This window comes from Allomuricauda sp. CP2A (genome assembly GCF_001683915.1).
In the GTDB taxonomy this organism is placed as follows: Bacteria; Bacteroidota; Bacteroidia; order Flavobacteriales; family Flavobacteriaceae; genus Flagellimonas.
On sequence record NZ_LXTT01000100.1, the window covers coordinates 34472 to 54107 of the forward strand.

Consider the following 19636-nt stretch of genomic DNA (forward strand, 5'->3'; position numbering starts at 1 on the left):
AAATTGATGAATTTTTTTGGGAATGGACAAGGTAAAGGAAATAGTTGCGGAAATTGATGCGGGAAAACCGAAGCCCATATATTTTTTAATGGGAGAGGAACCATATTATATTGATAAAATATCAAAATATATTGCAGATAATGTGCTCACTGAAGATGAAAAAGGATTTAACCAGATGGTCCTTTATGGTCGTGACACGGCTGTGGATGAAGTGATCGCAAACGCCAAACGGTTTCCCATGATGGCCGAACACCAAGTAATCATTGTGAAGGAGGCTCAAGACCTATCCCGAACCATTGAGAACTTGACGGCTTATGTTGAGCACCCGCAGCCCACAACGGTGTTGGTGATCTGCTATAAGTACAAGAAACTGGACAAGCGTAAAAAGCTGTACAAAGCAGTTCAGAAGAATGGAGAGCTTTTTGAAAGTAAGAAACTCTACGAAAATCAGGTGGCTGAATGGATACGAAGGACACTGGGCAGCAAAAACTATAAGATTTCCCCCAAAGCCTGTATGTTGCTTGTGGAATTTTTGGGAACCGATTTGGGAAAAATCAACAATGAACTTACCAAACTGACCTTGGTGGTGCCTTCTTCCACTGAAATTACTCCAGAGTTGATTGAGCAGCATATTGGCATCAGCAAGGATTTCAACAATTTTGAGTTGAAAAAAGCGATTGGGGAAAGAAATGTGGGCAAGGCTTCACGAATCATCGATTATTTTGCCCAAAATCCCAAGGATAACCCTTTTGTGGTGACAGTGACATTGTTGAATACCTTCTTTACACAATTATTGCAATACCATGGGTTAAAGGACCATTCTCCGGGGAATGTGGCGAAAGTTTTGGGAGTCAACCCTTATTTTGTAAAGGAATACACGGTTGCCGCCAGAAACTATCCCATGAAGCGAGTGAGCGGGATCATTTCAAGTTTACGGGAGTTGGATTTGAAAAGTAAAGGGGTTGGGGCCAACAATCTGGCCCAGTCAGAACTGCTCAAAGAATTGCTCACCGAAATAATCTAGCTTTATCTTTTGTCCACACTGTATTTGCCGGGACCCAACAAGAAAACCACCAAGAAAACCACGAAAAAAAGCAAAGCTTTTTCCTTTGTACCAAATGGATCGGCAGCATGAATTACAAAAGCAGCCACGAACATGGCGAATGCCGTTGGAATTGCCGCCCACCTTGTTTTAAACCCAATGATCATTAAAAGGGGGCAAAAAAATTCGGCAATAACAGTTAAAAATAGGGTAGGGGCCTCACCAATACCAAAAGGATTGGCAAACTCTGTATTTCCGTTGATTAGGTTGAGAAGTTTGGGATATCCATGGGTGATCATAAACACGGAAGGCACTATCCGAAGTATGGCCAATCCCAAGTGGACTAGGGCATTATTTTTCATTTAGGGGAATTTTTAATTCACGTGAAAGTATGAATTATGTTGTAATCAACGCAAACTAAATTGACGAAATATAGGTCTCAATTGATATTTTCGATGAAATTCAATTACCTAAGTGCAGGATAGGAATTTGGGTCGGCCTCATGCATGATTTCGTACACTTTTTCAAAAATATCCTCGGCATTGGGTTTGGAAAAATAATCCCCATCTGAAGAATAGGCAGGCCTGTGTGCTTTTGCGGTAAGGGTTTGCGGGGCACTGTCCAGGTAACGGTACCCTTTTTGGTTCTCAAGGATTTCCTGTAATAGGTACGCAGAACAACCTCCAGGAACATCTTCGTCCACGATCAAGAGTCTATTGGTCTTCTTTAGGCTTTTTACCACATCATGATTCAAATCAAAAGGTAAAAGGGACTGCGTATCAATAACCTCGGCATCAATACCTACTTCCAAAAGATCTTTGGCGACTTTTTCAACAATCCTGAGGGTGGACCCATAGGAAAGAATGGTAATGTCTGTACCCTCTTTTAGGGTTTCTACCTTCCCAATAGGCGTGCAGAACTCTCCAAGATTGGTGGGTTTTTTCTCTTTGAGACGATATCCATTGAGACTTTCAATAACTAAAGCCGGTTCGTCACTTTTCATCAACGTATTGTAAAAACCAGCCGCTTGTGTCATATTTCTGGGGACCAAGATGTACATGCCCCTCAGTAGACTTATCAGCCCAGCCATGGGGGACCCGGAATGCCAAATACCTTCCAAGCGATGGCCCCTTGTACGAACAATAAGGGGAGCTTTTTGCTTGCCAACGGTCCGGTACATGAGGGAGGCCAAATCGTCACTCAAGGTTTGAATGGTATAGAGGATATAATCCAAATATTGGATTTCCGCAATGGGACGCAGACCTCTTAGCGCAAGTCCAATGCCTTGCCCAATGATCGTGGTTTCCCTAATCCCCGTATCGGCGACACGCAGCTCACCGTATTTTTTCTGTAGCCCTTCCAGGCCTTGGTTTACGTCGCCAATATTCCCTGTATCCTCTCCAAAAATCAAAGTCTCGGGATATTTGGAGAAAAGTGCATCAAAATTATCTCGGAGAATAATCCGACCATCCACTTCTTCCAGACCTTCTGTGTACGAAGGGGCAACCGTTGCAACTTTTGTGGCCCTGGAGGGCAGTTCGCTGTACAAGTGCGAACTGTATTTGGGTTGTGTAGTAGCCAAGAAATTATCGATCCATTGTTGAAGCTGCTTTTTTTCTGGGGTGGACTCACCCAAAAGATAACGCAGTGCACTTCTGGATTTGGAGGCCAAATCCTTTTTTAAGGGCTCCTCAAGTGCAATAAGATCATTTTTGATTTTTGTAATGAACGAGCGATTGGGACTTTGGCTCGCAACACTATCCAAAAGTTGTACGAGCTGCTTTTTTGCTTGAAGATGGGGTTTTAAGAACTCGGTCCAAGCTTCCTTTTTGGCAGAACGTACTTTATGCTTGATCTCGCGCTCCAATTTTTTTAGCTCCTCCTCGGTACTGATGCCGTTTTCAAGAATCCATTCCCTGAACCGTTTGTTGCAATCGTTTTCCCGTTCCCATTCCAAACGCTCGGGCGATTTATATCGTTCGTGGGAACCAGAGGTTGAATGTCCTTGTGGTTGGGTGAGTTCGGTAACGTGGATCAGTACGGGGACATGGTTTTCCCGGGCAATGTCGGAAGCATTTTCAAACGCATGGATGAGGCCTGTATAATCCCATCCATTGATGGTTAAAATCTCAAAGCCTTCTTTATCATCATCACGCTGAAATCCTTTTAAGGCTTCTGAAATATTCCCTTTGGTGGTATGAAATTTGGAAGGTACCGAAATCCCATAATCATCATCCCAAATGCAAATGACCATGGGAACTTGCATCACGCCAGCGGCGTTGAGGGCCTCAAAAAAGTGACCTTCGCTGGTGCTGGCATTCCCAATGGTGCCCCAGGCCACTTCATTTCCATTATTGGAGAAGTTGGTCTGATCTATACCCTCTACGTTCCTATATATTTTTGAAGCTTGGGCCAACCCTACCAGTCGTGGCATTTGTCCGGCGGTACAGGAAATATCGGCACTACTGTTCTTCTGTTGGGTAAGGTCTTTCCAAGAACCATCCTCATTTAAACTGTGGGTTACAAAATGACCTCCCATCTGCCTTCCGGCACTCATGGGTTCCTTTTCCAAATCGGTGGTGGCGTACAGGCCGTGGAAGAACTCCTTGGGATTAAGATAACCGAGGGCCATCATAAAGGTTTGATCGCGGTAGTAGCCACTTCTGAAATCCCCATCTTGGAAAGCTCTGGCCATGGCCAACTGCGGAAGCTCCTTTCCATCTCCAAAAATCCCAAACTTGGCTTTTCCCGAGAGAACCTCACGTCTTCCCATCACACTACATTCCCGGCTAGTGATCGCAGTCTCATAATCCTGAAGAATCTGCGATTGAAAATCTGCAAAGGAAATATCGTTGCTTGTACTCGGGTCAGGTTTCATGTAGGCTATTCTGGATTTCTGCGAAATTACTAAAATACATTCAAATTAGCAATATGAATCCCTGTTAATAAATTAACAATATGATAAAAAAATGAATCTCAAAAAACGATTTTTGTAAAATATCAACCTATAAACGTCATTCTGTTGAGAATATGTCAATGCTTAGAGCCATTTTCGAGTAAACAAGCCTACAAGCGTTTTAGGGCTCAGGGTAACCACAAAGCGTATGTGCTGTGCGTAGTTGTCTTGGGCAATTTCCCATCCATTGTTGGAATAAACAGGGAAATAAAGTTCAAAATAGTCGGTTACCAAATTCAAACGAATTCCGGAATCATACACAAAGCGGGTATCCGCTCCTTTGCTTTTCATAAATCCTAGATCGCCATAGGCTTCCACCCATCTCCAGATATTGGTGCTGGCATTGGTGGTGACAATCCAGTCATTGGCGAATGGATTTTCCAGTTTGGATTTGAATCCTCCTTCGGCAATGATGATTTGCTGGCTGTAAATCCCGGAACTTTCCGATCGTCCCAAATAGGCCAAATCAAACATATAATCCGTAGGCCTATCCAACGCAAAACTGAAAAAATCCGATTCGGTTTTGTTCCGCAGGAACTTTCCGGCAAAAAACCTGAAATTCAACTGTCGGTTGCTTTGAAACAACTTTCTGTATTCCATTTCAAAGACAAGTTTGGTAAAATCACTGGAGTGTTGGGCATCCAAAAACCAGGAACGGTAGTTTAAAATGTTGTTGTCCACATCAGTAAAGCGCACATTCATCACCCCATAATCAGGGTCCGTGTCTATTTCGTCTGCGATATTTGTATCGATGCTCCTAAATACATTTCTGTAGCGAAAAAGAAGTGCTTGTCTTCGATTGGACAGCAAATCATTGGGCCTCCAACCAAAACTAACGGCCGGGGTAAGGGTTGAAAAGCGGGAATTTACCTGAAAATGGGAGGTAGACCCGGAAATGGAGTAGTTGGACACATACAGCCCCGTTTTATTATGGTATTTTCTATAACTGAAGCTTGCCTTTCCTACCATGGTACGTTCCAAAAAGGAATACGTGGGTGAAATATCATATTGGAACGGCCTTTCCAAAAAGGTCTTGTTATAGAGTCGCATGCCGGGAGTGATCCCATCGTAAATGTTGAAATTGGCAATGGGCACATAAAAAACCTGATTGTAATAGGGGTCTTCCGTATCCTTGAAAAACTGAAATTTCAACTTTTTGTTACTTGAGAAGAAACCATTAAGGGTCTTCCAGTTGTTACGTTGGTTGAACTCAGGAATTTTTTGGTCATAATTGAGCACCATCCGGTCTTCGCCATTCCTGGGAACGGTCACTGTTTTGGAGGTGTCAATATTGGTAAACCAGTACTGTGAGACCACCGAATCATTCTGAAGACCAAAGAGTGAAATGGGGACATTGGTGCCCCGCTTATTTTTTATGGTCAAGGAAATGGAATCCTCGGTTTTCTCTATCTTATTGATTGTGAAATCAATTTTCTTGTCCGTGGCCACATATTCTTCAAAAAACCAATGGATGTCCTTATTTGAAAACCGTTCAATGGTTTTTCTAAAGTCCAAAGCAGTCACCTTTGGCTTTAGACGAAAGTTTTTATAAAAAGCCGTAATGCTACTATCTATCTTTTTCTCCCCGAGATATTCTGAGAGATAGGACATGCCAAGACCTGCCTTATAGCCATTGGCGATCTTTTCGTTGAACTTTATCAGGGAATCGTTACGGGTGTTCAGGGCTTGGTCGATATTCTTACGGGCCGGCAACATGCTCAACAAAGTGTATTGTTCATTAAATTCCATCTGCGCCAAGTGGAACCCTTTAATGCCCCAAATCTTGGAAAGTTTTCCGGCCAACTTCTGATCAGGATAATGGTCCTCCACAAATTTGATCATAAGATAATACCCAATGGCATCGTTCACCCAGCGTTCTGTTCGGGGGTTCAGGAATAGGGTTTCCTGCAAATAACTGCGAATGGCAGTTTTTAAGAACTTCATCTCAAACTGGAACTGCTCTTCATAGGGGCGTATAAATGAAGGCAGCTGGTTTACGCCGTACAAGGGAGACCGGCTATAATCAAATTCACTGACCAATAAATTTTCGTGGGGGTATTCACCCAAATTTTCCTGTAAAAAATGGACAATTTTACTGACGGAGATGCCCTGATAGATTTCATCGTACTTGTTGGAGTCCAAATCAGTGGTCACCGTCACGTTTTCAATGCGGTGTTTGGTGAACCTATCTATGGTGGATAGAATGATCTCGCAACTTTTTCTATCTGTTCCGCTGAGCTGAATGAATTGCCCGCCAGGAAATTTACTTGCACTGGATCCATTAAAATTGGTTGCCAGGTGCAATCGCTCTGGATAGGTAAGGTTTATAGTGGTTTCTGTAACGCCCGTGTACAGGTCGTCCAAATTCATATTGTCGTAGAGCTTCCATTCACCATTGTATACAGCAGGAGTGAGATACCAGTTTTTTAGATTGTACCCAAAGCCCGGCGTATAACCATAGGACGTAAATTTTGTATCGGGCAATTGTACGTGATATGTAAAGAACAATTGAATGGAGTCGTTGGGCTGAAGTACCTCATTCAAGGTGACTGAAATAATGTCCCGATTGCCCAAACGCTCCCAATCCAATCCTACATAATCTTCCGCTACTACGGTCCTAATATCAGTAAAACCCCGTTCCCGTTCCTTGGCCAAATGTAGGCTACGGTTGAATTCTTCCGCGAAGCGTTTGGCCAATGCCGTATTCTTGTTGGAATAGGCATGGTTCCAGTCGTTAAAGTACAATACCGAAAGCCCTTCACTGGATTGGTTTACATAGGTGATCTTCTGTGTGATTTTAATTTCCCTGTCATCCAATTCTGCCGTCAGCTCATTTTTGTGTTGTCCCCACGATGAGGCACAAAACATGAACAATAGCAATGATATTCCAAATGAGGTGTGGGGGATGTTCAATGGGCTAGATTTAGAAATTTGGACTTAGGTCACGTTCTTTGTAGAAAGAATCCAAGATTTCCACGACCTCATCTTCTGTGTCCACCAATTTGATCAGATCCAAGTCCCTGGGGCTAATGTTGCCAGCTTCCAACAGGGTAGTTTTAATCCAATCCATAAGGCCTTTCCAAAACGTGGAGCCCACCAAAATAATGGGAAATGTATGTATTTTATGGGTTTGGATAAGGGTAAGGGCTTCAAAAAACTCGTCCAATGTGCCAAAGCCCCCTGGCATAACCACAAATCCTTGGGAGTACTTTACAAACATGACTTTTCGAACAAAGAAATAATCAAAATCCAAGCTTTTATCTTCATCTATAAAAGGATTGTCGTGCTGTTCAAACGGTAGGTCAATGTTCAGTCCCACCGAAGTTCCCCCAGCCAAATGGGCCCCTTTGTTTCCGGCTTCCATAATTCCTGGACCACCTCCGGTAATGATTCCATAACCGGCCTCGGCCACTTTTTGGGCCACTTTAACGGATAGGTCGTAGTAATGTTCCCCTTCCTTTACCCTGGCCGAACCAAATATGGAAACACATGGGCCAATGGCACTCATTTTTTCAAATCCGTAGACAAATTCACCCATAATCTTGAATATGGCCCATGAATCGTTTGTCTTTATCTCATTCCACCCTTTGGTGTGCTGTTCTTTTCGCATTTGCATAATTGTATATAATTTAAACGGCCCTAGCGATGCTTTGTTTGGAATTCTCAAGTTCCTTCCTCAAAAACTTTGCCGTGTAGCTTTTTTTGTCCTTTGAAACTTCTTCGGGCGTACCTTTTGCAACGACCATTCCGCCCCCGCGCCCCCCTTCGTAACCTATATCGATGATATGATCCATCATTTTGATCACATCCATGTTGTGTTCTATGACCAAAATGGTGTTTCCTTTATCCACAAGTTGGTTCAACACTTCCATGAGCACACGGATATCTTCAAAATGCAATCCGGTTGTAGGTTCGTCGAGGATGTAAAACGTGTTTCCGGTATCGCGCTTGGAAAGCTCTGTGGCCAACTTTACCCGTTGCGCTTCACCACCGGAGAGGGTAGTGGACTGTTGCCCCAAAGATATATAACCCAATCCTACATCTTTTATTGTCTTTAACTTACGGTGTATTTTGGGGATGTTTTCAAAAAAGTCAGCGGCCTCATTGATGGTCATATCCAATACATCGGCAATGGATTTTCCTTTATACCGGATTTCCAAGGTCTCCCTATTGAAACGTTTGCCGTTGCAGGTTTCACATTCCACATACACATCGGGCAAGAAGTTCATTTCAATCACTTTTAACCCACCTCCCTGACAGGTTTCACATCGACCTCCGGCCACATTAAAACTGAAACGCCCCGGTTTGTACCCTCGGATGGCAGCTTCGGTGGTCTTGGCGAACAAAGCCCTAATTTCACTGAAAACACCTGTGTAGGTAGCCGGGTTGGAGCGCGGTGTACGCCCGATGGGGGATTGGTTGATGTCGATGACCTTATCAATATGTTGCAGCCCAGTAATTTTTTTATAGGGCATTGGCTTTTTTACGCCATTAAAATAATGCGCGTTCATGATAGGGTAGAGGGTCTCATTGACCAAGGTGGATTTTCCACTGCCTGAAACTCCTGTGACCCCTATCAATTTCCCCAGGGGGAATTCAGCGGTAACATTTTTAAGGTTGTTTCCTGTACAGCCCGAAAGCACGATTTTTTTCCCCGTTCCTTTTCGGCGCTCCGCAGGTACCGGAATTTCCAATTCACCCGTAATGTATTGGGCGGTGAGCGTATGATGGTTCTTCAACTCTTCAGGTGTTCCTTCGGAAATAATTTCCCCGCCATGCTTTCCAGCTCTGGGGCCGATATCAATAACATGGTCAGCACTTTCAATCATATCCCGGTCATGCTCCACCACAATGACAGAATTTCCAATATCCCGAAGGGATTCCAAGGAATGAATCAAACGTGCATTGTCCCTTTGGTGAAGACCAATGCTGGGTTCATCCAAAATATAGAGCACCCCCACTAATTGTGACCCAATCTGTGTGGCCAAACGGATACGCTGTGCCTCACCACCGGATAGCGACTTGGAACTTCGGTTCAAGGAGAGGTAGTCCAAGCCCACGTCCAACAAAAATTGAACACGGGTTCTGATTTCCTTGATAATTTCCTCAGCAATTATTTTTTGGTTACCCTCCAGGGAATTTTCTAATTGTTCGAAAAACTCGGCCAGCTCGGCAATGTCCATATGGGCCAGTTCTGCGATATTCTTTTCGCCGATTTTAAAGTAAAGCGATTCCTTGCGCAATCTAGCCCCTTCGCAATTGGGACACTTTACCTTGTCCATGTAATCCTTGGCCCAACGCTTGATGGAACTGGAGTTGGCCTCTTCAAACTGGGTCTTGATGAAATTGGAAATGCCCTCGTAATCAATTTTATACTGTCGTTTTACGCCCAATGTTTTGGAATCGACCTCAAAACTTTCCTTCCCACCATTTAAAATCACCTCCATGGCCTCCGCTGGGATTTTTTCAATGGCGTCCGATAAATCAAACCCATATCGTTGGGCAATGGTTTCCAATTGCTTGAAAGCCCACGACTTTTTGTATTCGCCCAGTGGTGCCAATCCACCTGCTTTGATGGAGAGTTTTTTATTCGGGATGATTTTGTGTTCGTTCACTTCGTGAACATGGCCCAATCCATTGCACTCGGGGCACATGCCCTTGGGTGAGTTGAACGAAAAGGTGTTGGGCTCGGGAGTGGGGTAGGAGATGCCCGTTGAGGGGCACATCAAATCCCTGCTGAAATATCGGGGCACACTTTCACCTTCCTCCAGAACCATCAGCACATTATTGCCGCTGTACATGGCGGTATTGATGGTCTCACTGAGGCGTTTGTGAAAATCTTCGCTATCACTGACCTTCAATCGATCAATAACAATCTCGATATCGTGGGTTTTGTACCGGTCCACCTTCATGCCCTTGGTGATGTCGGTAATCTCACCATCGACCCTCACCTTTACAAAACCTTGCTTTGCAATCTGTTCAAACAATTCACGATAATGTCCTTTTCTGGATTTGACCACGGGAGCCAAAACGTTTATTTTTTTATCCAAATAGGAGTCTATGATCAAATTCTTGATCTGTTCATCGCTATAGCTTACCATTTTCTCACCCGTGTTGTAGCTGTAGGCGTCCCCTGCACGGGCAAAGAGTAAACGCAAAAAATCGTATACCTCGGTAATGGTGCCAACAGTAGATCGCGGCGATTTTGAGGTGGTTTTTTGTTCTATGGCGATAACGGGGGAAAGCCCATCGATTTTATCCACATCCGGGCGTTCCAGTCCGCCCAAAAATTGCCGGGCGTAGGCGGAGAAAGTTTCTATATACCGACGCTGGCCTTCGGCATAAATGGTGTCGAAAGCCAAAGAGGATTTACCACTGCCCGAAAGTCCGGTGATCACTACGAGCTTTTCGCGGGGAATGGTAACGTCTATATTCTTGAGGTTATGGACCCTTGCCCCCCTAACCTCAATATGTTCTTCGTAATTGATCATAAATTCATAGCAAACGTCAAAAATAGCGATTTGGGATGTAAAAATGAAGGAGGTTTGGTTTTCGTTATTGTTAATTGATGGTGTATTTTTGACTGCAATATCATTTGTCACTTCGAGCGCAGTCGAGAAGTGCTTTAAAGTAATTGGTCTCGACTGCGCTCGACCAGACAGAACAAACTGAAAACTATGAAATTATTGGGTATTGGCTCCCGCATTGACCATCCTGAATATGGAAAAGGGGTGGTGACCAACGTATCATCAAAACACTATTGGGTAACTTTTTTGGAAAATGGACTGGAAACCATTGATCTCGACTCCGAGTTTGAGGTCATTGAAGGGGTAGAGGACGAAGTGGACACCGTAAGCTTTTTTGAGGTGGAACGTTCCCTTGTGAAGATTTTGGAAAAATGGAGCGATACCCATGAAAAAGTGGCCCTCGCAGACAAATGGAAGGGTGGAAAATTGATTTTGGACCCCGGCGACGCCACGGCGAACAAGGAAATGCCCATTGACACCTTTTTTCATAAGATCGTGATGGTGCGGGACCGTATCCGGGTGATGGAACAAAAGATCAACAGCAGCACTAATCTGGATGACCAGGAAAAGATAGATCTACAGCAATACATTACCCGCATTTATGGCAGCTTGACCAGTTTTAATGTACTGTTTAAAAACAAAAGTGATTATTTTGTAGGGGAGCGGAGTAAAAGTTGATTTAATCGAGTAAATCAATTACCTCATTTTTCTTGTATAAATTAGGCAAAAATCTAGATTTAATTCTAAACTGACTTCTCTTTTTAATCTTGGGCTTGGTTGACAAATTTTCTAATTTAATTCCTGGGTCATAATAAATATTTCCACTAGCCATCTGTCCAAGAAAAAGTTGAAAGTCAGTCCCAGTGCCCAAAATCACATTGTTACCATATTTATATTTCCTGTCTCCTTTTGTATTTGAAAGTGATGGAACGTAACAAGCTTTGTCGTGTTTTCTGTTCCAGTGCAGAAGCATTGATGAAAAACTCCAAGAAGCTGCTTCGTTTCCTTGTTGGTCAATTAATGAAATACTCCCATTTGAATTTCTTATTTTTCCGCTTTCTTGATCAAAACCGATTAATTTCATTTCTAGTTTGGTCGTTGGATGTAATTCTCCCGCCTTATGTACTCCTCCAAAATTCATTCGGTCGGGGCGTCCTAATTTGTCAGGATAACCATAGGTTTTTATAAAGTACTCTGTTCCTTTAGATTTATAAAGTCCATTTGTTGGTTCAGGTGTCATTAGAGTTATTACTGATGAGTTTATGTTCTCAAACTTTTTAACGCCAAACTGCTTGATCTCCCAACCCATAAAATCAGGTTCAGAATATCCATTAGGTGCTACACCTAGTTCGGCTTCGAGCGTATAACCTCCACAATTTGATGCTCGATAAGGTAAAATGTTTTGAGCGTTACCCTAAAGGGTCGGGCTATACGTTACAAGTCCTCGCTCATTCTTCGCTGTGGGCTTTTCCACTTTTATCCCTAACGCTGAAATCTGTTTTCATTATGGTATTTTAAGAACTCGATATCAGGTAGAAATTTTGATGGTAAAACAATATCTTTGTTTTCATATTGAAAAAAGTATTTTTCAAGAGAATCAGTTTTTTTGCTTTTTAAAAGCACATCTGAAATTTTGATTTTGTAATCAGGTGTAATCGTGATTAGACCATTTTCAAATGCTTTATCGTGCAACGCATTAATTGCAATACCATTTCTTGGGTTTAATCTATTTTGTTCGTCTTGACTCCAAGGTTTGATATGTCCAGCAACTAATAATTGACTTTGGTTAATACCAGTTATACAACAAGTACTATTGTATGAGGCTAAAATAGAACTCCTAAAAAATGATTGATTGACTCTAACTTTTACAACTCTTTCTCTTTCCTTTCCTTTTGGTAAACTTTTAATATCGATGTTATTTAACTCTTCGATAGATTTGTTTTCAAATTTTGATAGCAACTTTTCACTTTCAAAAGGAAGTTCTTCCCAGTTATCATAAAATTCATCCCAAATTGCTTTATCGAGATTGCTTGAATTGGAAGCGCCTTTAATTCCTCTAGCTTGTAAACTTGGGTCAAGACTTGCAAAATTCACCAATTTATAAGCTATAGAACTTGGTGTTCTTCCAATCAATTCTGCTAAATGAATAACTTGAGGGTTTGTTCGGTGTAATCTTCCGAAAGGTAATTTACAATAAAGATTTATTGCTAAAATTAATTCATCTCTAGTCCATAGTTTTTGCCCCTTTTTCATTCGCCATCATTTTGAGTAACAAACTCATTTAGACAATTTTCTGATAAACATTTATGAATTTGAGTGAGTTCAATTGTGTGAGATAAATCTAAAATGATTTCAGTTCTGCTTCCACAATCAGGACAAGTTACAGGTTGGTCATTGTATGTTATAACTTCTCTAAAATCTATCATATTCAATTATGCGGCAATTGAAAAAGGTTGACATGGAAAACCTCTCAGTAAAATATCGTGGTCAGGAATTTCCTTTTCTGATATTTCGGTTATATCTCCAAATGGAACTTCTCCAAAGTTGGCTTCGTAAGTTTTTTTTGCAAAAGAATCCCATTCGCTTGTGAAAACACATTTTCCTCCATTATTTTGAAATGCAAGTCGTATTCCACCAATTCCAGCAAACAGGTCAATAAACTTAAATTTTGGATTTTCTGATGGAGGAAAAGGGACATCCCATTTTATTGGTAAATAATACTGAAGATCTGGCTCTTGAGCAATCTCTAAATTTTTGTGTAATTCCGCTAAATATTTCTTTGCAGTTGGTCTATAATATTGGGAAATTCCGTTTTTATGATTTTGGAAATAGTGCGTTAAATGAGCCATTTCGTTAGTAGTTTTATTATCTACAACGATGTGCAACTTTCCTCTTATATCTGAATATCTATTAGCCATAACAGTTTTCAAATATCATTAAAAATCACGTACCTAAAGTTTGACTATAAAATCATTCTCAACAATTTTGTTAACTAAAAACCTAAACCGCCTCCTTTTTCTCATTCAAATACTTCCAATACCGTTTCGGCACATGCTGCGTATGCAATTTGGGGTTGATTCGGGATTTGATGCCCGTACTCTTAAAGTAATCGTTCCACAAAGTTTGGTAATCGTACTCCTCGCTTAAAAAAGCGTCACTCTTATGGATTTTGTTGAAATGCACTTCCTTTAAATTCAGGGATACCATTTCCACATGGTCCAAATTGTAGTAGATGCCATACTTGCGTTTTATATCATAGATTAACCACTGTTGGTCGGCATAACGATCCCGAAAATGTTTGGAGATTAAGGGCAATACATCAAAATCGGGTTCAATGTTGGCAAAATAGACCTCATCCTTGGTCAGCTGAAACCGCACAAAGGCCTCCATACGGTGTTTTTCACGGCCCACTTTTCGGGCCAATTGGTTAATGTGCAGCACAATCCCATCAGAATAATCCATTTGCTTTCCACTTTTGGTGGCCATCAGTTTTTGAATGTAGGTATAAAGCATCAGTTCCACACCCTCTGTCTCGCTCAAAAAGGCAAAATAGACATTGGCAATGGCGTTGTGGCTCTTGTTTCGGATGCCGTTCCAGACCCGTTTGGCCTTTTCCACATGGGTAAAGACGGTTTCGGTCTCGGAAAACAGCCCATTTTGGCATTCGCTGTTCTTTTGGATGTCGGCCACATTGATCTTTGCATCAAAAGCGACAAAGACGGCGGTGAGAAAGCCGTTGAAACTACCGTCATAAATCAAAGTTGTTGAAGGATTCATAGAGCATTTATTTTTTGATGAAGAAACACTACTTGGAAATATTCCAATCAAAGATATGGAAATATTCCAAATAATGGAAATAATCCAAAAAAGTTTTTGGAAATAATCCAAATTGTATATATTTGGGATGTATTGTCACCTTGAGTGCCCACCTGCCGGACGGTCAGGCAGTCGAGAGGTCTTTAATACAAATTACTAGAATTAGGTCTCGACTCCGCCTGTCTGCCGACAAAGGCAGGCTCGACCTGACATTATTCTTTTAACATGGAAAACGAACTTACCCTAAAACGGTTTATTGATATTCGAAGGGAGTTGGGCTATACCCAAACCGAGTTTGCCCAATTGTTGGGGGTGAAGAACACCACCGCCGATATTGAACGGGGTAGGACCAAATTATCGGGAAAAGTGGTTGAGGAGCTATTGAAACAGTTCAAAATCAATCCACTTTGGCTTTTTGGCGATAGTGATCAGAAGCACTTGGATACCTCAAAGACCAGTGTGATTCCAAAAGTGGTCACTGTGGACAGTTCCGACCAAGATAATATGGTTTTGGTGAATGCCAAAGCCGCGGCCGGGTACCCACAGAACATCGCCGATACAAGTTGGTACCAACAACTCCCTGCCTTTGATATGCCCATACCCGAGTTGCGCAATGCCACATACCGTGGTTTTCAGGTGGAGGGGGACAGTATGCTGCCCAACCTAAAACCGAATGACTGGGTTCTGGCCCGGGCCATTGAACATATCGATTATGTGAGTCCAAACAAAATGTATGTGGTAGTGCTACAGGATTCCGTAATGGTGAAAAAAATTGAAAGAAGGCCCAATTCCAATAATATTACTTTGGTTTCCTTGAACGAAACCTATCCCCCTTATGACATCAAGCCTTTTCAAATCCAAGAAATTTGGGAGGTAAGCAGTAAACTGACCTTCAATGTGGATGCCACTACCGAAACTGGATTGCTAAAACAATTGCAGCAATCCATGGATGAATTAAAAAAGCAGATGGGTCAAATGAAATAGGTTGGGTTAGAACCCATCACCGACCGTCTTGGTCTGGATTCGCATCAAAAAATCATCTGCAGTCATGTAAAGCACGGAACCATCGTCACCCCAAGCGCAATTGGCAGTAGGTTGTCCTGTTTCAATTCGTCCTAAAAATTTGCCTTCAGGGGATATGATCATAACACCACCGGGGCCTGTAGAAAAAATAGTCCCGTCTCTGGCCACTTTTATACCATCTGGCATTCCCATTAAGCCGGGTTTCATTATGGTTTTGGCGTCAAAAAACACCTTTCCTTCATCCAAGGAACCATCATCTTGAATAGTGTACGCCATAATATAGGGAGCCTTGAAGTCCGATTGCGTTACATAAAGTGTTTTTTCGTCAGGCGAAAGTGCTACGCCATTGGGGCGGTTAAGGTTGCTGACCACCATTTCCACACTTCCATCGACACCTATCTTGTAGACTCCAAAAGCATCAATTTCCCTTGATTCTGAATCCTGTTGTTTAGGAAGGCCATAAGGTGGGTCAGTAAAATAATAGGTTCCGTTGGAAGCCTGTACCACATCATTGGGACTGTTGAAGCGTTTGCCCTCCCAAGTGTCGGCCAAGGTAAATTTTCCACCACCGACCAAGGGCATTCGGGTAATACGACGGTCTCCATGTTCGCAGGCCACCAATTCACCATCATTATTGATGATAAGTCCGTTGCTCCCGGGCTCCCGGCTGTAGGGTAGAACCCCGGTATACCCAGAAGGCTTTAAAAATTCGGTAAGCCCTTCGCCATCTTTCCATTTAAAAATGGTGTTGTTGGGCACATCGGAAAAAAGGAGAAACCCACCTTCCTTGACCCAGACGGGTCCTTCGGCCCAGGTAAAGCTTTCGGTCAAGACCTCTATTTTGGCATTTTTATCTACATAATCATAAAAAGCGTCATCTTCTGCCACTAGTTTTCCTGTTTTTTCTTGGGCTGAGCATCCCAAAGTGATTCCTATTATAAGGAGTGATAATTTTTTCATTTTGAATTATTTGCTGGCTTAAATATAATCATAACTGTGAACTGAAATCTTTAGTTGAGATGGAAAAATAGGTGCTTTTAATGGATTTGGCCAAAATATCCGCCGCTTGGGGATTCAATCGAAACCAAAGTTCAGGCTCAAAAATTTCCAGTTCGGCCAAGGCCCAATTCCCATCATTGTCCTTAAAAATATCCACTCGGGCATATATGGGAAGTTCAGGCGCGGCATGTACCACACTGGTTGCAAAATCGATTTGCTCTTGGGTGGGTTCAAACTGATGAACGATTCCGCCAAAATCATCCTGTACCCGAAAATCTCCGGGTTTGGCAATCTTCAATACGGCGTGGGTAAATTGCCCGTTGAAGACCATCATGGATATTTCGCCTTCCTTTACAATGTTCTCCTGAAATTCCTGAAGCATCATGGCTTCTTCGGCAACCAGTTCCTGAAAAACAGCCTCATGTTTAACAACGGCTTCTTTATGGATTTTATAGGTATGTCGGGCCGCTCCAGATACGCAGGGCTTCAAAATAAATGTTGATGGACGGAACCCTAACTTTTCCACAGCATGTGCATACGCCTTTTCCAAGGTGATTTGGGTTCCCTTTTCCACATAAAAGGTCTTTGGAATGGTAACACCGGCCAATGAAAGGTCGTGCAAGTAATGTTTGTCAATATTCCAATTGATGAGTTTTTTGGAATTGATGAACTTGGTTTCTTGCGAAGTGGCTTCCATCCATTTAGAAAATTCGGAAAAGCGGTCAAAATAATCCCAAGTGGTTCGGAACAGGGCATATTGGGTGGATGACCAGTCAAAATTTGGGTCGTCCCACGATTTCCGAACGGTATTCAATCCCTGTTTTTGCAATGCTTCCAGAACCAATCGGTCTTCCAGAAGCACATTGGCGATATAATCACTTTGTTTTTGAGGATTGATGTACCTCGGGTCGGTAAGCACTACAACATCATAGCTCATAAAGTATTATTTAAAAACCAACAGCTGTATCATCACCCCGCTTGTCGGCGCCACCTTCCAATTTGCCATCGGGCAGTACACGGATAGCATCCACTTTTCCAATGATGGGGGTGCGTTCTTCATTGATGATATACCCTTTGTTTTTCAATTCAGATTTGAGTTTTTCAGAAAATCCTTCAGGTTCAAAAATGACCATATCCGGTAACCATTGGTGATGGAACCGAGGTGCATTCACCGCCTCTTGCATGCTCAAATTAAATTCGTACACATTCAAAATGGTCTGCGCTACTGCTGTGATGATGGTAGAACCACCCGGCGTGCCCACAACCATGTACAATTTCCCATCCTTTTCCACAATAGTGGGCGTCATGCTGCTCAGCATCCGTTTTTCCGGGGCAATGCTGTTGGCTTCGGCACCCACAAGCCCAAACATATTGGGAACACCGGGTTTTGCACTGAAATCATCCATTTCGTTGTTCAGAAAGAAACCAAGCTCGGCACAGTATAGTTTGGAACCATACCCACCATTAAGCGTGGAAGTGGCCGAAATGGCATTGCCCTCACTGTCCACAATAGAGTAGTGGGTAGTCTCAGCACTTTCCACAATTTCCACCTCACCGTGACTTACCTCGGAAGAAAGCGTGGCTTTATCAAAAGAAAAATTTGCCATTCTTTCCTGTAAGTAACCATCGTCCAATAACATATCGTAGGGGATATCCACAAAATCGGGATCGCCCAAGAAAAAGTTTCTGTCGGCGTAGGCACGACGGGACGCTTCGGTGAACAGTTGAATGGTCTTTGGAGCGTTATGCCCGAATTTGGAAATATTGTAAGGTTCCATCATCTTAAAAATCTGATTGATGGTAACCCCTCCGCTACTGGGTGGACTCATGGAAATAACCTTGATATCCTTATAATCGAAAACTATGGGGTATCTCCAAACGGCTTCATACTTGGCCAAATCCTCTTCGGTGATATAGCCTCCATTTTCTTGGACAAAAGCAGCCAATTTTTGGGCCACTTCACCTTTGTAAAAACCATCCCGGCCTTCTTCCATGATTTTTTGCAGGGTGTTGGCCAACTCGGGGTGTTTAATGGTATCGCCAACTTTAAAATGAGCCGCAAACTTGGTGCTGTCCCCATTGGCCTCAATAAATTGTTCCCTATAGCTTTCCAGCCTGTCGGCTTGTTTTTCGGTAACCACAACCCCTTTTTTGGCAAGTGCAATAATGGGTTCCATGATTTCTTTCAACGGGAGTTTTCCGAATTTTTCATGTACTTCCAAAACACCGGCCACAGTTCCAGGCACTCCGGATGCCGTTCCGCCCGAGGTGCTCATCCCAGGAATCACCTTGCCCAAAGAATCCAAATACATGTCTTTATGGGCTGATAACGGTGCTTTTTCCCTATAATCAATACCTCCGACTTCACCATTGTTTTTGCGGTACACCATAAATCCTCCACCGCCAATGCTACCCGCAAAAGGGTAGGTGACAACCAAGGAAAGTTCGGTGGCCACCATGGCATCAAAAGCATTACCGCCCTTTTTCATGATTTCCACACCCAATTGGGAAGATTCCTCCCGGGCCGAAACGACCATGGCCTTTTCAGTGACCAGTCCGGTTGGAGTTGCAGGTTGTTGTTTACAGTAAATGAATAAGATCAGTGGGAGCAGGAGTATCAATCTTCGCATAGGGAAATAAATTTTTGCCGGGAAAAGGTAATCAATTCTTCAAAAAAAGCGGTGAACTCATTTTCAAAATCAGTGTAGTGTTCCTCAAGGTCCATGATGGCAAAATTCATCTTGGATTTGTTCTTGGTTCTTCGGTTCATACCATTGAGCACCCGGTCAATCCCGGTGAGATTGGCATAATTGAGCAACCAATTGTCCGCAATCATATAGGGCATTAAACGTTTGGTGCCAAGCGGAAGGATTTCGTAGTTTTTTTCCAGCAGGTCATAAAAATTCCCCACATATTCGGCAAGTGGGACTTTGGAATAATCACTCCAGTTTTTGGCTAAAAAATGATCGTAGAAAATATCCACGATCACCCTACTGTAATGGCTGTAATTCTTGTGGAGCCGTTTACTACTTTGCTTGGCAATGGGATGGGAGTCCGTAAAGGTGTCAATTTCCCGATGTAAAAGAATCCCTTTTTGGATTTTTTCAGGGTAGTGTTTGTATTTGTTTCCCCGAATCTGGTCGGCAAAAAAGTTTCCCAAAGTAATTTCCTCGTCATCGAAGGATAGATAGATATGTGCCAAGAAGTTCATCGGGACTTATTCTTTTCTGTCGAAATTTACAAATTCAAAACAGGGATTAGGGAATGCCCAGT

16 protein-coding genes are annotated in these 19636 nt (G+C 42.6%); 3 read left to right on the top strand and 13 right to left on the bottom strand.

The window, feature by feature from the left end:
• The first annotated feature begins 22 nt into the window (after positions 1-22).
• Positions 23-1024 (top strand): DNA polymerase III subunit delta, encoded by a 1002-nt coding sequence (gene holA, locus A7D14_RS11640; protein ID WP_067034585.1) that lies wholly within the window; start codon positions 23-25, stop codon positions 1022-1024.
• A 2-nt stretch (positions 1025-1026) separates the two neighbouring features.
• Here holA and A7D14_RS11645 read toward each other — a convergent pair whose 3' ends face one another.
• From A7D14_RS11645 to uvrA, 5 genes are all read right to left on the bottom strand, one after another.
• Positions 1027-1404: a DoxX family protein gene (locus A7D14_RS11645; RefSeq protein ID WP_067034588.1), complete on the bottom strand. Its 378-nt coding sequence runs from the start codon at positions 1402-1404 to the stop codon at positions 1027-1029.
• 104 nt (positions 1405-1508) lie between these two features.
• On the bottom strand, positions 1509-3920 hold the full coding sequence (locus A7D14_RS11650) for a thiamine pyrophosphate-dependent enzyme (RefSeq protein WP_067034590.1): 2412 nt from the start codon (positions 3918-3920) through the stop codon (positions 1509-1511).
• 162 nt (positions 3921-4082) lie between these two features.
• On the bottom strand, positions 4083-6866 hold the full coding sequence (locus A7D14_RS11655; RefSeq protein ID WP_255307445.1) for a metalloprotease: 2784 nt from the start codon (positions 6864-6866) through the stop codon (positions 4083-4085).
• Positions 6867-6921: 55 nt separating this feature from the next.
• Positions 6922-7608: a TIGR00730 family Rossman fold protein gene (locus A7D14_RS11660; protein WP_067034594.1), complete on the bottom strand. Its 687-nt coding sequence runs from the start codon at positions 7606-7608 to the stop codon at positions 6922-6924.
• A gap of 19 nt (positions 7609-7627) precedes the next feature.
• Entirely contained in the window at positions 7628-10489 is a 2862-nt protein-coding gene (gene uvrA / locus A7D14_RS11665) for an excinuclease ABC subunit UvrA (protein WP_067034656.1), read from the bottom strand.
• Between the two features lie 186 nt (positions 10490-10675).
• On the opposite strand from uvrA, the gene A7D14_RS11670 reads away from it, so the two are divergent.
• Positions 10676-11203, top strand: coding sequence for a hypothetical protein (locus A7D14_RS11670; RefSeq protein WP_067034596.1), 528 nt, complete (start codon positions 10676-10678; stop codon positions 11201-11203).
• Between the two features lies 1 nt (position 11204).
• Here A7D14_RS11670 and A7D14_RS11675 read toward each other — a convergent pair whose 3' ends face one another.
• The 4 genes from A7D14_RS11675 to A7D14_RS11690 all read right to left on the bottom strand — a co-directional run bounded on the left by A7D14_RS11675 (position 11205) and on the right by A7D14_RS11690 (position 14302).
• A complete protein-coding gene (locus A7D14_RS11675) occupies positions 11205-11924 on the bottom strand; it encodes an MvaI/BcnI family restriction endonuclease (protein WP_083158081.1) in 720 nt (239 codons plus the stop codon).
• An 83-nt stretch (positions 11925-12007) separates the two neighbouring features.
• Positions 12008-12778, bottom strand: a complete 771-nt coding sequence (locus A7D14_RS11680) for an HNH endonuclease (protein WP_067034598.1) — start codon at positions 12776-12778, stop codon at positions 12008-12010.
• Positions 12779-12957: 179 nt separating this feature from the next.
• Positions 12958-13443: a DNA (cytosine-5-)-methyltransferase gene (gene dcm, locus A7D14_RS11685; protein WP_083158082.1), complete on the bottom strand. Its 486-nt coding sequence runs from the start codon at positions 13441-13443 to the stop codon at positions 12958-12960.
• An 82-nt stretch (positions 13444-13525) separates the two neighbouring features.
• On the bottom strand, positions 13526-14302 hold the full coding sequence (locus A7D14_RS11690) for a TIGR03915 family putative DNA repair protein (protein WP_067034658.1): 777 nt from the start codon (positions 14300-14302) through the stop codon (positions 13526-13528).
• Positions 14303-14566: 264 nt separating this feature from the next.
• On the opposite strand from A7D14_RS11690, the gene A7D14_RS11695 reads away from it, so the two are divergent.
• Positions 14567-15325 (top strand): XRE family transcriptional regulator, encoded by a 759-nt coding sequence (locus tag A7D14_RS11695; RefSeq protein WP_067034601.1) that lies wholly within the window; start codon positions 14567-14569, stop codon positions 15323-15325.
• Positions 15326-15331: 6 nt separating this feature from the next.
• Here A7D14_RS11695 and A7D14_RS11700 read toward each other — a convergent pair whose 3' ends face one another.
• From A7D14_RS11700 to A7D14_RS11715, 4 genes are read right to left on the bottom strand one after another with little or no spacing between them, the layout of a single operon-like run.
• Positions 15332-16324 carry an SMP-30/gluconolactonase/LRE family protein gene (locus A7D14_RS11700; protein ID WP_067034604.1) on the bottom strand — a complete coding sequence of 331 codons (993 nt, stop codon included), beginning with the start codon at positions 16322-16324 and terminating at the stop codon, positions 15332-15334.
• 28 nt (positions 16325-16352) lie between these two features.
• Positions 16353-17300 (bottom strand): RimK family alpha-L-glutamate ligase, encoded by a 948-nt coding sequence (locus A7D14_RS11705; RefSeq protein ID WP_067034605.1) that lies wholly within the window; start codon positions 17298-17300, stop codon positions 16353-16355.
• Between the two features lie 10 nt (positions 17301-17310).
• Entirely contained in the window at positions 17311-18993 is a 1683-nt protein-coding gene (gene ggt / locus A7D14_RS11710) for a gamma-glutamyltransferase (protein WP_067034607.1), read from the bottom strand.
• A complete protein-coding gene (locus A7D14_RS11715) occupies positions 18981-19574 on the bottom strand; it encodes an ACP phosphodiesterase (protein WP_067034609.1) in 594 nt (197 codons plus the stop codon). The genes ggt and A7D14_RS11715 overlap by 13 nt, the downstream gene beginning before the upstream one ends.
• Positions 19575-19636: the final 62 nt, after the last annotated feature.